Consider the following 12,994-nt stretch of genomic DNA (forward strand, 5'->3'; position numbering starts at 1 on the left):
CCGGTGTCGAAGTTGGCGGCGGCGCGGGCGGGGCAGCAGACGGCGACGGGCCGGTTGGGCGCCACCCAGCTCACCTGGCTGCTCCTCTCGATGGTCGGCATGTTCCCGCTGGCGGCGATGGCGGCGCTGGCCCTGATCGTCCTGGTGATCATCATCCTGCTCAGCGGTTCGCAGATGACCTCGTACTCGCCGGATCCGGAGAGCACGCTCGGCCCCGGCGCCGGGGGCAGCGTCCTCACCGAGTTGGCCGGTGGCGACGGTCGCGGCCGGTTCGATCCCTCGGGGGTGCCCGACGCCGACCTGGTCGCGCCGATCGAGGCGGCGGCCGGGGAGTGCGACCTGCTCACCCCCGTGATCCTCGCCGCCCAGATCGAGTACGCGTCGGACTTCGACGCGGACAAGGAGGGTCAGGAGGGCCGCAAGGGCCTGTCCCAGTTGACGCCCGAGGTCTTCGCGCAGTACGGCGAGGACGACGACGACAGCGGCGAGGCGTCGGCGCTGGACCCGGAGGACTCCATCCACGCCCACGCCCGGTGGTTCTGCCACCTGGCCGAGGAGACCCAGCGGATGCTCGACGACAGGAAGGTGGTCGGTGACCATCTCACGCTGACGCTGATGGCCTGGGACCAGGGCACGGCGGCGGTCGAGGCCCAGGGCGGCATGCCGGTCATCCTGCTGGACAGCTACCCGTTCCGGGTGCGCGGCCTGTTCGCCGGCTACACGGTCGGCGGGACGGACACGTCCACCGCCTCACCGACCCCGTCGGCGTCCCCGACCCCGTCGGTGCCCTCGAGAGGCGGTGTGAACAAGCGGGTGGCGCCGGGGAACGACGGCACGCTGACCGGGTCCACGTTCGACGCCATGTTCCCCGGCCGCAACGCCTTCTACACGTACGCCGGGCTCACCGACGCGATGGCGACGTTCCCCGCGTTCGCCACCACCGGCGACGAGCGGACCCGCAAGCGGGAACTGGCCGCGTTCCTGGCCAACGTCGACCACGAGACCGAGGGCCTGGCCCACGTCGACGAGATCGACCGGGCGGCGTGGGGCACCTACTGCGACGGCGGCCGGCCCTACGGGTGCCCGGCCGGCCGGACCGCCTACCACGGGCGCGGGCCGCTGCAACTGAGCTGGAACTACAACTACCAGGCGGCCGGCGACGCGCTCGGGGTCGACCTGCTCGGTAACCCGGACCTGGTCGCGACCGACCCGGCGGTGGCGTGGCGGACCGCGCTCTGGTTCTGGATGACCCAGTCCGGCGCGGGCACCACCACGCCGCACGCGGCGATCACCGGCGGCGCCGGGTTCGGCGGGACGGTCCGCAGCATCAACGGGGCGCTGGAGTGCGGCGGCGGCAACCCCGGACAGGTGCGGGACCGGGTCGACGCGTACCGCCGGTTCACCGAGGCGCTGGGCGTCGACCCGGGCGACGAGGGGACACTGTCGTGCTGACCGGCACGCCGCCCCAGGCCCGGAAACCGGCCGAAAGGACGACGGCCGGGGCGGTCGGCCCTCCTCCGGACCGATGCCGGCGACGGCCCCGATCCGCAGGATCGGGCCATGTCACTTTCCGAACTCGCCGTCCACGCCCGGGGCCTGACGAAACGGTACGGCCGTCGGCCCGCGCTCCTCGACTGCGACCTCGACGTCCCCCGGGGCCGGGTGGTCGGGCTGGTCGGCCCGAACGGCGCCGGCAAGTCCACGCTGCTGAATCTCGCCTGCGGGCTGGCCACACCGACCACTGGCACGTTGCGGGTGCTCGGCTCGCCACCCGCGGCGAATGCCGCGCACCTGGCCCGGGTCGGTTTTGTCGCCCAGGACACCCCGGTGTACGCCGCCCTCTCGGTCGCCGACCACCTGCGGATGGGCGCGAAGCTGAACCCGTCCTGGGATCCGGCGTTGGCGGCGCGGCGGATCGCCCGGGTGGGACTCGACCCGGGTCAGCGGGCGGGCCGGCTCTCCGGCGGCCAGCGGGCGCAGTTGGCGCTCACCGTCGCCGTGGCCAAGCGTCCCGAGCTGCTGATCCTCGACGAACCGGCCGCCGCGCTGGATCCGCTGGCCCGCGACGGTTTCCTGCGCGACCTGATGGAGGTGGTCGCCGAACTGGGCGCCACCGCCATCCTCTCCTCCCACCTGCTCGGCGACGTGGCCCGGGCCTGCGACCACCTCGTCGTCCTGGTGGGGTCCCGGGTGCAGGTCGCCGGCGACGTGGCCGACCTGCTGACCCGGCACCACCGGCTGGTCGGCCCGCGCGATGAGCGGGACCGGCTGCCGGCCGGGGTGGAGGCGGTCGCGACACGGCACACCGGGGCGCACATCGACGCCGTCGTGCGGGTCGACGGCCCGCCGCCGCGCGGGCCGTGGCGCGTGGCGCCGGTCGGGCTGGAGGACCTGGTGCTGAGCTATCTGACCCGGGCGGCGGGGGAGGGGAACCGATGAGCTGGCTCACCTGGCGGCAGTTTCGCGTGCCGGCCCTGGTCGGCGTGGTCGCGCTGGCGCTGTTCGCCGCGTACGTCGTGCATCTCGGCCTGGACGTCCGGGACGCCGAGGACGCCTACCGGGCCCAGTGCGCCGGCCGGCCCGACTGCCCCCGGCTGGCCCAGCTCGCGGTCGACTACGAGAACACCTCGCTCTATCTGGCGGCGCTGCTCGCGCCGGTGCCCGGCCTGCTCGGTATGTTCTGGGGCGCGCCGCTGGTGGCCCGGGAATTGGAGGCCGGCACCCAACGACTGGTCTGGAACCAGAGCGTGACCCGCCGCCGCTGGCTCGCGGTCAAGTTGACCGTGGTCGGGCTGGCCGCCATGGCCGTGACCGGTGTCGCCGCCGCGCTGGTGACCTGGGCGATGAGCCCGGTCGACCGGGCAGCGGACAACCGATTCAGCACCGTCCTGTTCGGTGCCCGCAACCTCGCCCCGGTGGCGTACGCGGTGTTCGCCGTCGTCCTCGGGGTCCTGATCGGGCTGGTGGTGCGCCGCACCGTGCCGGCCATGGCGGTGACCGCGCTGGTCTTCGTGGTCGTCCAGTTCCTGGTGCCGAACCTGGTCCGGCCACACCTGATGCCGGCGGAGCACGTCACGCTGCCGATGACCGCCTCGGCCATCAACCAGGCACGCGGCCTGGGCGGCATCACCGGGGCGCCGGTGGTGAAAGGGCTGACCCTGCCGGACGCCTGGATCACCGATGCCAGCGAGCTGCGTACCCGCGATGGCACGCCACTGGACCGGGCGATCTTCGACGGGTGTTTCACCGACCCGCCGAGGACCGGCGCGGCGGAGGGGCCGTTCGGCGACACCGCGACCTGCCTGGCCGACCACGACCTGCACGTGGACGTCGCCTACCAGCCGGTCGCTCGGTACTGGTCGGTCCAGTGGCTGGAGTCGGGCTGCTACCTGGCGCTCGCCGGCCTGCTGGCGGCGGTCGCGTTCCGGCGGGTCCAGCGCCGTCCGAGCTGACGCGGCTGGTCGAAGTCCGGTGGGGACAAGCGTCCCGGCACGCTACAAACTTGATGGCGAGGACGGGTCAGGCGGGTGGGCCCGGCGATCGTCGGGTGTCCGTGTTCGTCGCGCGTGGTGCGGGTGACCCGTTGACGCCATCAAGTTCGTAGCCTGTAGCGGGTGTTGACGCCCCGGGACCGAGCCCGTCGCGGGTGGGTCAGACGGTGGGACCGAGCCGCTTGGCCAGGTCCACGAACGACTGCCAGGACGCGGCGGCGACGTGCAGGGTGCCGCCGTCGCGGTCCTTGGTGCCGCGGACCAGCACGACACCCGGCAGGTTGTCGGCGACCTCCACGCAGGGGTGATCAGTTCCGTACCTTCGTTGCGCACGATCTCCCACGTCCGGGCGAGCCCAGCAACGTCGGCCGGCGCGTCGACGATCTGCGCGGTGAGCTGGTTGTCGGCGTGGATCACTCGGGAGCCAGTTGGTCGCGCTTCCCATCGTCTCCCCACCTGAGCTGCGCGGACGCGCCGAGCACGACGGTCCGAGCCCGCAGCAGATGTACCAGCGCTTCCTCGGCTGGAGCCCGTTCCGCCGGCCGATCGTCGAGCCGCCGGCATGAGTCGGTCAGGCGCCTTCGACCACCCGGTTCTCCCAGGCCCAGGCGGCGATCTCCACCCGGTTGCGGACGCCCAGTTTCGTCTGGATGCCGGAGACGTGGCTCTTCACGGTGCTCAACGAGATGAACAGCTCGGCGGCGATCTCCTGGTTCGTCCGTCCGCGCGCGACCGCCCGGACCACCTCCAACTCCCGCGCGGACAGCCGGGCCGCCGACCGGGCCGACGCGGGCCGGGGCGCGGCCGTGACGTGCCGGAGCAACCGCAGCGTCACCGACGGGGACACCAGCGCGTCGCCGTTGTGCGCGGCCCGCACCGCCTCGACCAGCAGCGCCGGCCCGGCGTCCTTGAGCAGGAAACCGACCGCGCCGTTGCGCAACGCGCCGTAGACGTACTCGTCGAGGTCGAACGTGGTCACCACGATGACCCGCAGCGGGTTCGGCGGGCCGGCCAGCGCGCGGGTCACCTCGATGCCGTCGAGCCGGGGCATCCGGATGTCGACCAGGCAGACGTCCGGGCGCAGCCGGCGGGCCTCGGCCACCGCCCCGACGCCGTCGGACGCCTCACCCACCACGGTGATGTCGGGCTGGTCCTCCAGGATGAGCCGCAGCCCGCCCCGGATCATGGCCTGGTCGTCGGCGATCAGCACCCGGATGCTCATCGTGGGCTCCGGGCCGGAAGGGGGAGCGTGGCCCGGACGGTCCAGCCCCGGCCGTCGCGGGGGCCGGCGGTCAGCGTGCCGCCGAGCGTCCGGACGCGCTCGCGCATGCCGACCAGGCCGTAGCCGCCGCGGTGGCCGACCCGCGTGGGCGCCGGCGGCGCGTCGTCCACCACCTCGACGGACACCCCTTCGGCGCACCTGTCGACGGTGACGGTCACCGATCCGGCGTGGGGGGCGTGCCGGGACACGTTGGTCAGGGACTCCTGCACGATCCGGTGGACCGTGGTGGTCACCTCCGGCGGCCAGGGGTGGCCACCGGTGGGTGGCCACCCCTGGTCACCGGCGGGCAGTCGGAGCCGCACCGGCGGGCCGAGCCGGTCGAAGCGGGCCACCAGGTCGGTGAGCTGTTCCGGGTCGGGCGGGGCGGGAGCCGCGTCGTCGCTGTCCCGGAGCAGCCCGACCACCCGGCGCATGGCGGCCAGCGCGTCGGCGCCGGACAGCTCGATCCCGGCCAGCATCGCCGGCACCTCCGCCGGCCGCTTCGCGCCGACCAGCTGCGCGGCCTGGGCCTGCACGACGATGCCGGTGACGTGGTGGGCGACCACGTCGTGCAGCTCACGGGCCAGCGCGAGCCGCTCGTCCCGGCGTACCCGCTCGGTGGTGGCCCGGCCGCGGGCGTCGGTCAGGCGCAGCGCGACGCCGACCGCGACGGCGGCCAGCCAGCACAGCGCGGCGAGCACCGTCACCGCGGAGAAGCCGTGCCGGTTGTCCAGCGACGTGAGCAGGCTGCCGACGATCACCAGCAGGCCGGCGCCGCCGACCGCGGCGGCGGTCCGCGCCGGCCGGGCCCGGATCACGGAGCCGACCAGCACGGCCAGCGCCAGCCCGGTGACCGGGCCGGGCTCCTGCGGCAGGCCCGCGACGTGGGCGACCTCGACGGCGACGGCCGCCACGCCGAGCCCGACCGCCGCCGCGCGGACCCGGTCCCGGCGGCGGCACAGGGCCAGCAGACAGACGATCGCCCCGACCGTCGTGTCGAGCACGGCGTACCGGGGACCCCAACTGTCCGCGAGCATGACGGCGGTGAACGCCAGGCCGAGGAGGAACACCACGGCGAGGCCCAGGTCGCACAGCAGGCCGGCCGGTCGACGCGCGTCGCTCATGGCACCAGGCTAGGAAGTCCCGGCCCACGCCGAACCGGTCGAAAGTACGGTCCCGGTGCTCGCCGCGCCGGTGATCGGTTCCTGTGCTATCCACGAGTCATGGCCGACGAGCAGCACGTTTCCCCGGCGAGCGCCGACATCCGCGAGCACCGACTGATCTACGGCTGCATGGGGCTGGGCGGCGGGTGGGACGCCGAGCCGTACGGCGCGCCGGAGATCGCGGCGGCCGAGGCGGCGGTCGAGGCCGCCCTGGAGATCGGCGTCACCGCGTTCGACCACGCGGACATCTACCGCAACGGCAAGTCGGAGGCGGTCTTCGGCGAGGTGCTGGCCCGCGCGCCGGAGCTGCGCCGCCGGGTGCTGATCCAGACGAAGTGCGGTATCCGCCTGCCAGGCGACGAGGGACCGGGCCGGTACGACCTGCGCGCCGCCCACATCGAGCGCAGCGTCGAGCGGAGCCTGACGCGGCTGCGGACCGACGTGATCGACGTCCTGCTGCTGCACCGGCCGGACCCGCTGGCCGACCCGGACGAGGTGGCCGGCGCGTTGACCTCGCTGTACCGGCAGGGCCTGGTGCGGCAGTTCGGGGTGTCGAACATGGCGGCCCCGCAGATCGCCCACCTCCAGGCGGCCCTCGACGTGCCGCTCGTCGCCAACCAGTTGGAGATCAGCCTGGGTCGGCGCGACTGGGTCGAGGCCGGCGTGCTGGTGAACACCGCGGAGTCCACCGGGACCGGCTTTCCGCTCGGCACCCTGGAGCACTGCCGGGCGCACCGGATCGGCCTCCAGGCGTGGGGCGCGCTGGCCCGCGGGCGTTTCACCGGCGCCGCCCGGACGCCGGCCGACCGGGAGGCGACCGAGCGGGTCGCCGCCCTGGCCGAGGCGAAGGGCACCACGCCGGAGGCGATCGTGCTGTGGTGGATCCAGCGGCACCCGGCGCGGGTGGCGCCGGTGATCGGCAGCGCCCGCCCCGACCGCATCCGGGCCTGTCGGGACGCCGTCCGCCGTGCCCCGGAGCTGACCCGCGAGGAGTGGTACGACCTCTGGATCATCGCGCGCGGCGCCCCCCTGCCCTGACCCACCGCCGCGCCGCCCGCCCCCGCCCCCGCCCCCGCGCCGCCCGCTTTCCCGGAAAGCGTGGCCACTCGGGCTCGAATGGCCACGCTTTCCGTGAATCAGCGCTCAACCCGGGGGTGGCCCAGGCTCAGGCGAGCGTGCAGGTGGCGCCGTTGAGGGTGAACGACGTCGGCTTTGCGGTGTTGCCGGTGTGGGTGGCCTGGAACCCGATGGTGGTGGACCCGTTGGCCGGGATAGTGGCGTTGTAGGCGACGTTCCGGGCCGTCACCTGGCCGGTGGCGGGGGAGTAGGTCGCGTTCCAGCCGGAGGTGATCACCTGCCCACCGGGCAACGTGAACGCCAGGGACCAGCCGCTCACGGCCGTGCCGCCGGTGTTGGTGATGGTGATGTTCTCGGTCAGCCCGGAGTTCCAGGCGTTGACGTCGACGCCGACGCGGCAGGCGCCGACGCCCGGGGGCGGCGTGGTCGGGCCCGGGGGCGGCGTGGTCGGGCCCGGGGTCGGCGTCGTCGTCGGGCTGGGCGTCGTGGTCGGGCTCGGCGTCGTGGTCAGGCCGAAGAACGCGATCGCGGCTGCGGCCATGCCGGCGCCCGGCAGCGTGTGCCCGGCGCCCTGGATGCTGTACGCCTCCACCTGGACCGTGCCGTTGGCGTCGGCGTAGCGGCGCCGGTTCCAGTTGGCCTGCGGCGTGTCGGTCGAGGTGGGCGTCTGGCTCAGCCCGAACACGTTGGTCCACTGCTCGATCGACTCCTGCAGCAGCGAGTACGGCACGAGCGTGTCAGCGGTGCCGTGCCAGAGCTGCACCCGGGGGCGCGGGCCGGCGTAGCCGGGGTACGCCTGGCGGACCGCGTCACCCCACTGCTGCGGCGTCCGGTTCATGCTGCCGCCGGTGCACTGGCTGGACCCGGGCGGGTAGTCCGCCGCGCCCGCGAAGCAGTTGTACGGCACGCCCATGAACGCCGCGCCGGCCTTGAAGACGTCGGGGTAGAGCGCCAGCATGTGGTTGGTCATCATGCCGCCGGACGAGCTGCCGGTGGCGTAGACCCGGTCCGGGTCGGCGCCGTACTGCTGCTGCACCCAGCGGATCATCGAGATGATCGACACCGGGTCGCTGCCGCCGCCGCGGCGCTTGGCGGCGTCGGACCAGGTGTCGAAGCAGTTGCCGAAGCCGGCCTGCTGGGTCGCGGTCGGATAGATCACGATGTACCCGTACCGGTCGGCCAGGGAGGCGAACTCGCTGCTCGAGTAGAACCCGGGGCCGGAGCCGCCGCAGCCGTGCATGGCCACCACCGTCGCCGGCCGGGCCGGGCGGGTGTCCGGGACGTAGACGTGCATGCGCATCCGCCCCGGGTTTTCGCCGAAGCTGGTCACCTCGGTCAGCGACGCCGCGTACGCGGGCTGGATCGTGGGGACCACCAGTCCGGCCGCCGCCAGCGTCGCGGCCACGGCGAGCAGCACTTTCGTTCTGATTCTCACGGAGACTCCTTCGATCACCTGTGCACGTTGAGGTCGTGGGTGGTGCGCCCTGCCCGGCTCCGTATCGGGTAGCAGATAGTGTTCCTGCCGGTCCGAGAAGTGTCAATCGATGCACAGCGATATATGTAGCCGACGATCTCCGTCTACAGTCGAGTTCCCTGCCCGACCCAGCGTCCGGAGTGCCCGTGGCCAGCGCGTTCGACATCGAGGAGATCTATCCCGACGACGGGGATGCCTCGGTACGCCTGCCCCGGCGTCAGGTCGGACCTTCGCCGCAGGGCGTCGCGGTGACGCTGCTGGCGGACTACACGCTGCGTACCCGCGCCGCGCTCCCGTCCGCCGCCATCGTGGCGTTGCTCGCCGAGGCCGGGGTGAGCAGCGCCGGGGCCCGGACCGCGATCAGCCGGTTGGCCCGCCGGGGCGTGCTGGAACGCAGCCGGCACGGCCGGCACAGCTCCTACCGGCTCAGCCCCACCGTGGCCGCCGAACTCTCCGCCGGCGGGAACTGGATCCTCACCTCCACCGCGGGCACCACGCCGTGGGACGGGTGCTGGACGATCGTCGCGTTCTCGCTGCCGCAGGACCACAGCGCCCAGCGTCGCGCCCTACGCGGCCAGCTCCGCTGGCTCGGCTACGCGCCGCTGTACGACGGGCTGTGGATCTCGCCGGACGAGCTGACCCCGCCGGCCCGGTCCCGGCTCGCCCAGCTCACGCTCGGCGCGGTCACGGTCTTCCGGGGCCGGCAGGCCGAGCTGGACGCGTTCGGCCAGCGGGCCCCCATCGAGGCGTGGGACGTCGACGCGATCGGCCGGGAGTACGAGGAGTTCCTGCGCCGGTGGGCCCCGCTGGCGTCCGCGTCGCACCCGATCGACGGCGCGGCGGCGGTGCGGGCCCGTACGGAGGTGATGGAGACGTACCGTCGCTTTCCCACGCTCGACCCGCGGCTGCCACGGGAGCTCCTGCCCGCCGGCTGGCCCCGGCAGGCGGCCCGGGACCTGTTCGCGGCGGTCTACGACGGCCTTGCCGGCCCGGCCGAGCGGCACGTCCGGGCGGTCGTGGCGCGGCACGCCGGCGGCGCGCCGCCGCCCGACGTCCGGGCGCACACCACCGCCGACATGCTCGCCGGGGTGCGCGCGGACGGCTGCGGCGCGCCGCCGGGCTGACGAGCGAGCCGGTACGCGGCCGGACCGCGCGTCACTCCCCGGTCACCTCGGCTGCGGCGGGTGACCGCGCGACGCGGTCGAGCCACTCCACCAGCAGGTGACGCTCGGCGTCGCTGAGCATCGGCAGCTGCGGCGTGAGCGCCCGCATGGCGACGGCCGTCGCGCGCGGCCCGTCCGGTGCCGTGGTCGGGGCGTCGGTGAGGATGCGGGCCAGGACGGCGTCGATCATCGTGTCGGCCAGGGCGGGGTCCCGTCGCTGCGCCGGGGTCGCCAGCAGTGTCTGGACGGTTCCGACGCCCGCGGCGTGGATGAGGTCGACCGCGTGCGGCTCGGGAACCCGGAGCCGGCCGGCCGCCGCGACCCGGTGGACGCGCGTCTGCAGGATCTGTCTGCCCAGCCGCGCGGCCGGTGAGCCGGACGCGCGTTCCGGGTCGTTCAACAGCCGGAACACGGCCGGGTTGCCGAGCCCGAACTCGATCTGCCGGCGCCAACTCGCCCGTAGGTCGTCGAGCGGGTCGAGGTCCGCCGCCGTGGCCGCCGCCACGGCGGCGGCCTTGTCCGCGACGAACGTGGTCAGCACCTGCTCGGCGACCGCCTCCAGCAGGCCGTCCTTGTCGCCGAAGAGGCGGTAGATGGTCGGGGCCTGGACGCCGGCCCGCTCCGCGACGCCCCGGGTCGTCACGGCGTCGGGGCCGCTGCGGCGCAACAGCCACGCGGCGGCGTCGACGATCGCGGCCCGGGTGTCCTCCCGGCTCTTGACCCCATCACTCATGAATCAACGATAACACTCTCTTGTTATCGACGGTCACACGCGGTACGGTCGCCGTGTTACCGCTGATAACGCGAAAGGCGAATCAATGATTATCGTGACCGGGGCGACCGGTGCCCTCAACGGCGCAACCGTCGACCACCTGCTCGACCGGCTGCCCGCGAGCGAGATCGTGGTCGCCGTGCGCGACACCGCGAAGGCCGAGCGCTTCGCGCGGCGGGGCGTCGAGGTCCGGCGCGGCGACTACGCCGATGCGGCCTCCCTGCCGGCGGCGTTCGCCGGTGCCGACCAGTTGTTGCTCGTCTCCTCCAACGACCCGGTCGCGGACGTGACCGGCCTGCACCGCGCCGCGGTCGACGCCGCGCTCGCCGCCGGGGTGAAGCGGATCCTCTACACCAGCCACCAGGCTGCCGCGCCGGACAACCCGTTCACCCCCGGCCGGAGCCACTTCGCCACCGAGCAGCTCCTGGCCGCCTCCGGGATCCCCTGGACCTCGCTGCGCAACGGGTTCTACGCCCACAGCCTCCCGTGGTTCGCCGGCCCGTGGCGCGAGACCGGAGTGATCGCCGTGCCGGGCGACGGACCGGTGTCCTGGACCGCCCGCGAGGACGCCGCCGAGGCAGCCGCCGTGATCCTCACCTCCGAGGGCGCGTACGACGGCCCGACGACCCTGACCGCGCCCGCGGCTCCGACCTTCGCTGAGATCGCCGAGCTGGCGTCCGAGCTGGCGGGGCGGACCATCCGGTGCCAACCGACGGACGAGGCCGACTGGACCGCCGCGCAGGTCGCGGCCGGGGTGCCGGAGCAGCGGACGCGTTTCCTGCTGGGTTTCTACCAGGCCGCGCGGGACGGCTTCTTCGCCGGCGTCGACCCGCTGCTCGGCGAACTCCTCGGCCGTCGGCCGCGCGACGCGCGCGACGCCCTGCGGGCGGCCGCCGGCTCCGACGCCTGAGGCCGGTCCTCCCCGCGCACGGCGAGCCGGCCCGGCAGCGCTCCACCGGGCCGGCCGTCCGACCGTCCGTTCAGGCCGCCACTGCGTCCGGGTCGACCGGGGTACGCCGGCCGAGCGCGGCCACCGCGACCAGGATGATCGGCACGAGCGTCAGGTGGCACACGGCGAGCGTGGCCTTGCTGGTGGCGTCCAGGTCGGTGGGGAGCGTCATCGCGACGATGGTGAGCACCGCGAGCGCCGGACCGACGATTGACGCGGCCCGGACCACCCAGCCGAACCGGGGCGCCAGCAGCGCCACGGCGGTGAGCCCGACCAGCAGCGGCAGCGCGCTGAACGCCGCGACCGTCACGGCGTTCACCTCGGCCGGCCCGCTCGCGGCGGTGAACCGGAACGCGCCGCCGGCGGCCCGGCCGACCGCGTGGACGACCAGGTTGACGACCACCGCCGCGACGGCGGCCAGCGCGACGACCGCCGCGCGCGGCAGGTCAGCCACGCGACCGCTCCCGCGCCAGGTAGGCCTCGACGCGGTCCAGTGCGCCGCTCCACGCCTCGCCGGCGAAGAAGTCGCGCACCTCGGGTGTCGGGAAGCCGCTCTGCACCACGGTCATCAGCGTGCCGCCGTCCCGCTCCTCGAAGGTGATCTCGATGCGGGTGGTCATCGTCTCCCCGTCGGGGCTGCTGCCGACCGACTCGGTGACCAGCCGGCGCGGCCGTTCGATCTCCAGGAACGTCTGCGTCTCGCGGAACAGCATGTCGGGCGACGGCCCCCACACCGCGGTCTGCTTCCCGCCGACCCGCAGGTCCACGTCGATCTCCACGATGCCCGGCTCCTCGTCGAGGATGCTGAACCAGATCTTCTGCTTCTCGGCGTCGGTGTAGGCGTCGAAGACCTCCTCGGGGGAGGCGGGGAGCTGCCGGGTCATCCGCATGTCGATGGTCATGTGTCCGGGTCCTTCGGGTCGGTGCGGTCGGAGCGAAGCGTGAGGTAGGCGTCGAGGCCGTCCAGTCGACGTGCCCAGAGCCGTTGGTAGAAGGTGAGCCAGGCCATCGCGTCGTCGAGTGGGGCGTCGGCGAGCCGGCACTGCCGGGACCGGCCCACCTTCCGGGTCACCACGAGCCCGGCGCTCTCCAGCGCCTGGACGTGCTTCTTCATGCCGGTCAGGCTCATCCCGCTCGGCGCGGTGAGTTCGCTGATGGTGGCCGGACCGGTGCCGAGCCGGACGAGGATGTCGCGCCGCGTGGGGTCGGCCAGGCTGGCGAACACCCGGTTGAGAGTCTCTTGCTGAACCACGAGGTTCACCTTACGAGACTGAACCACAAGGTTCAACGTAAACCCGGGGTGGGCGTCGGGGTTGAGGGGCGGCGGTTCGCCGTGGTGGTCCGGAAAGTCTCCGAAAATTTCGGTCTTCGGACTTCGATGGGGTCCGCTGGATCGTGCGCGGTGTCGTTCGAGACGAGCTGTCGAAGCGCTTCAAAGCGTCTCTGAACAGGTGCTATTCGGTCCCGGTGGGACGTCGGGCGCCATCAACGGTTTCCATGATGTTTCCGGAAGTTGTTGACACTGTGAAGAGCGGCTCCAATACTGTGGCCATCGACTCGCCTCGATGACGGTCGATGTCCGTCGGCCGGCGGTGGTGCTGCCACCCGCTGGCCGCGTGCCCGCCACCACAGGGAGGGAACACG

Annotated in this window: 15 protein-coding genes; 7 read left to right on the forward strand and 8 right to left on the reverse strand. The window is 73.5% G+C overall.

What is annotated here, in order from left to right; genetic code table 11:
• Positions 1–3: 3 nt before the first annotated feature.
• The 3 genes from C8054_RS32215 to C8054_RS03275 all read left to right on the forward strand — a co-directional run bounded on the left by C8054_RS32215 (position 4) and on the right by C8054_RS03275 (position 3,452).
• Positions 4–1,452: a glycoside hydrolase family 19 protein gene (locus C8054_RS32215; protein WP_199199510.1), complete on the forward strand. Its 1,449-nt coding sequence runs from the start codon at positions 4–6 to the stop codon at positions 1,450–1,452.
• 108 nt (positions 1,453–1,560) lie between these two features.
• Entirely contained in the window at positions 1,561–2,439 is an 879-nt protein-coding gene (locus C8054_RS03270) for an ABC transporter ATP-binding protein (protein ID WP_107155165.1), read from the forward strand.
• Positions 2,436–3,452, forward strand: coding sequence for an ABC transporter permease subunit (locus C8054_RS03275; RefSeq protein WP_107155166.1), 1,017 nt, complete (start codon positions 2,436–2,438; stop codon positions 3,450–3,452). Before C8054_RS03270 ends, C8054_RS03275 begins: the two co-directional genes overlap by 4 nt.
• 199 nt (positions 3,453–3,651) lie before the next feature.
• On the opposite strand, the gene C8054_RS32500 is transcribed toward C8054_RS03275, so the two are convergent.
• Entirely contained in the window at positions 3,652–3,834 is a 183-nt protein-coding gene (locus tag C8054_RS32500; RefSeq protein ID WP_233219471.1) for a DUF397 domain-containing protein, read from the reverse strand.
• 85 nt (positions 3,835–3,919) lie between these two features.
• Between C8054_RS32500 and C8054_RS31925 the strand changes: the two genes are divergently transcribed.
• The gene (locus C8054_RS31925) at positions 3,920–4,057 is read left to right on the forward strand and encodes a hypothetical protein (RefSeq protein WP_158273793.1); all 138 of its coding nucleotides are present in this window, start codon (positions 3,920–3,922) and stop codon (positions 4,055–4,057) included.
• Between the two features lie 5 nt (positions 4,058–4,062).
• On the opposite strand, the gene C8054_RS03285 is transcribed toward C8054_RS31925, so the two are convergent.
• Positions 4,063–4,713 carry a response regulator transcription factor gene (locus C8054_RS03285; RefSeq protein WP_107155168.1) on the reverse strand — a complete coding sequence of 217 codons (651 nt, stop codon included), beginning with the start codon at positions 4,711–4,713 and terminating at the stop codon, positions 4,063–4,065.
• Positions 4,710–5,876, reverse strand: a complete 1,167-nt coding sequence (locus C8054_RS03290) for a sensor histidine kinase (protein WP_107155169.1) — start codon at positions 5,874–5,876, stop codon at positions 4,710–4,712. Before C8054_RS03290 ends, C8054_RS03285 begins: the two co-directional genes overlap by 4 nt.
• 99 nt (positions 5,877–5,975) lie before the next feature.
• Between C8054_RS03290 and C8054_RS03295 the strand changes: the two genes are divergently transcribed.
• Positions 5,976–6,953: an aldo/keto reductase family oxidoreductase gene (locus C8054_RS03295; protein WP_199199511.1), complete on the forward strand. Its 978-nt coding sequence runs from the start codon at positions 5,976–5,978 to the stop codon at positions 6,951–6,953.
• Between the two features lie 127 nt (positions 6,954–7,080).
• Here C8054_RS03295 and C8054_RS03300 read toward each other — a convergent pair whose 3' ends face one another.
• On the reverse strand, positions 7,081–8,427 hold the full coding sequence (locus C8054_RS03300; protein ID WP_107155170.1) for a PHB depolymerase family esterase: 1,347 nt from the start codon (positions 8,425–8,427) through the stop codon (positions 7,081–7,083).
• Between the two features lie 185 nt (positions 8,428–8,612).
• Between C8054_RS03300 and C8054_RS03305 the strand changes: the two genes are divergently transcribed.
• Positions 8,613–9,590, forward strand: coding sequence for a PaaX family transcriptional regulator C-terminal domain-containing protein (locus C8054_RS03305; protein ID WP_107155171.1), 978 nt, complete (start codon positions 8,613–8,615; stop codon positions 9,588–9,590).
• Positions 9,591–9,621: 31 nt separating this feature from the next.
• Here the strand turns inward: C8054_RS03305 and C8054_RS03310 are convergent, their stop codons facing one another.
• Positions 9,622–10,362 (reverse strand): TetR/AcrR family transcriptional regulator, encoded by a 741-nt coding sequence (locus tag C8054_RS03310; RefSeq protein WP_107155172.1) that lies wholly within the window; start codon positions 10,360–10,362, stop codon positions 9,622–9,624.
• 85 nt (positions 10,363–10,447) lie between these two features.
• On the opposite strand from C8054_RS03310, the gene C8054_RS03315 reads away from it, so the two are divergent.
• Positions 10,448–11,311: an NmrA family NAD(P)-binding protein gene (locus tag C8054_RS03315; protein ID WP_107155173.1), complete on the forward strand. Its 864-nt coding sequence runs from the start codon at positions 10,448–10,450 to the stop codon at positions 11,309–11,311.
• A 70-nt stretch (positions 11,312–11,381) separates the two neighbouring features.
• On the opposite strand, the gene C8054_RS03320 is transcribed toward C8054_RS03315, so the two are convergent.
• Genes C8054_RS03320 through C8054_RS03330 form a run of 3 tightly spaced genes read right to left on the reverse strand, consistent with a single transcriptional unit; the run spans position 11,382 to position 12,602 of the window.
• The gene (locus tag C8054_RS03320; RefSeq protein ID WP_107155174.1) at positions 11,382–11,804 is read right to left on the reverse strand and encodes a DUF6069 family protein; all 423 of its coding nucleotides are present in this window, start codon (positions 11,802–11,804) and stop codon (positions 11,382–11,384) included.
• Positions 11,797–12,252 (reverse strand): SRPBCC domain-containing protein, encoded by a 456-nt coding sequence (locus tag C8054_RS03325; protein WP_107155175.1) that lies wholly within the window; start codon positions 12,250–12,252, stop codon positions 11,797–11,799. Before C8054_RS03325 ends, C8054_RS03320 begins: the two co-directional genes overlap by 8 nt.
• Positions 12,249–12,602 carry a helix-turn-helix transcriptional regulator gene (locus tag C8054_RS03330; RefSeq protein ID WP_199199512.1) on the reverse strand — a complete coding sequence of 118 codons (354 nt, stop codon included), beginning with the start codon at positions 12,600–12,602 and terminating at the stop codon, positions 12,249–12,251. Before C8054_RS03330 ends, C8054_RS03325 begins: the two co-directional genes overlap by 4 nt.
• Between the last annotated feature and the right edge of the window lie 392 nt (positions 12,603–12,994).

Origin of the sequence: Micromonospora sp. RP3T, assembly GCF_003027925.1 — a bacterium.
GTDB lineage: Bacteria > Actinomycetota > Actinomycetes > Mycobacteriales > Micromonosporaceae > Micromonospora.

Excerpts from the sequence above, each read along its gene's own strand:
- C8054_RS03290 (WP_107155169.1), bottom strand. The coding sequence starts at position 5,876 with ATGAGCGACGCGCGTCGACCGGCCGGCCTGCTGTGCGACCTGGGCCTC.
- C8054_RS03310 (WP_107155172.1), bottom strand. The coding sequence starts at position 10,362 with ATGAGTGATGGGGTCAAGAGCCGGGAGGACACCCGGGCCGCGATCGTC.
- C8054_RS03295 (WP_199199511.1), top strand. The coding sequence starts at position 5,976 with ATGGCCGACGAGCAGCACGTTTCCCCGGCGAGCGCCGACATCCGCGAG.
- C8054_RS03285 (WP_107155168.1), bottom strand. The coding sequence starts at position 4,713 with ATGAGCATCCGGGTGCTGATCGCCGACGACCAGGCCATGATCCGGGGC.
- C8054_RS03325 (WP_107155175.1), bottom strand. The coding sequence starts at position 12,252 with ATGACCATCGACATGCGGATGACCCGGCAGCTCCCCGCCTCCCCCGAG.
- C8054_RS03315 (WP_107155173.1), top strand. The coding sequence starts at position 10,448 with ATGATTATCGTGACCGGGGCGACCGGTGCCCTCAACGGCGCAACCGTC.
- C8054_RS03270 (WP_107155165.1), top strand. The coding sequence starts at position 1,561 with ATGTCACTTTCCGAACTCGCCGTCCACGCCCGGGGCCTGACGAAACGG.
- C8054_RS03275 (WP_107155166.1), top strand. The coding sequence starts at position 2,436 with ATGAGCTGGCTCACCTGGCGGCAGTTTCGCGTGCCGGCCCTGGTCGGC.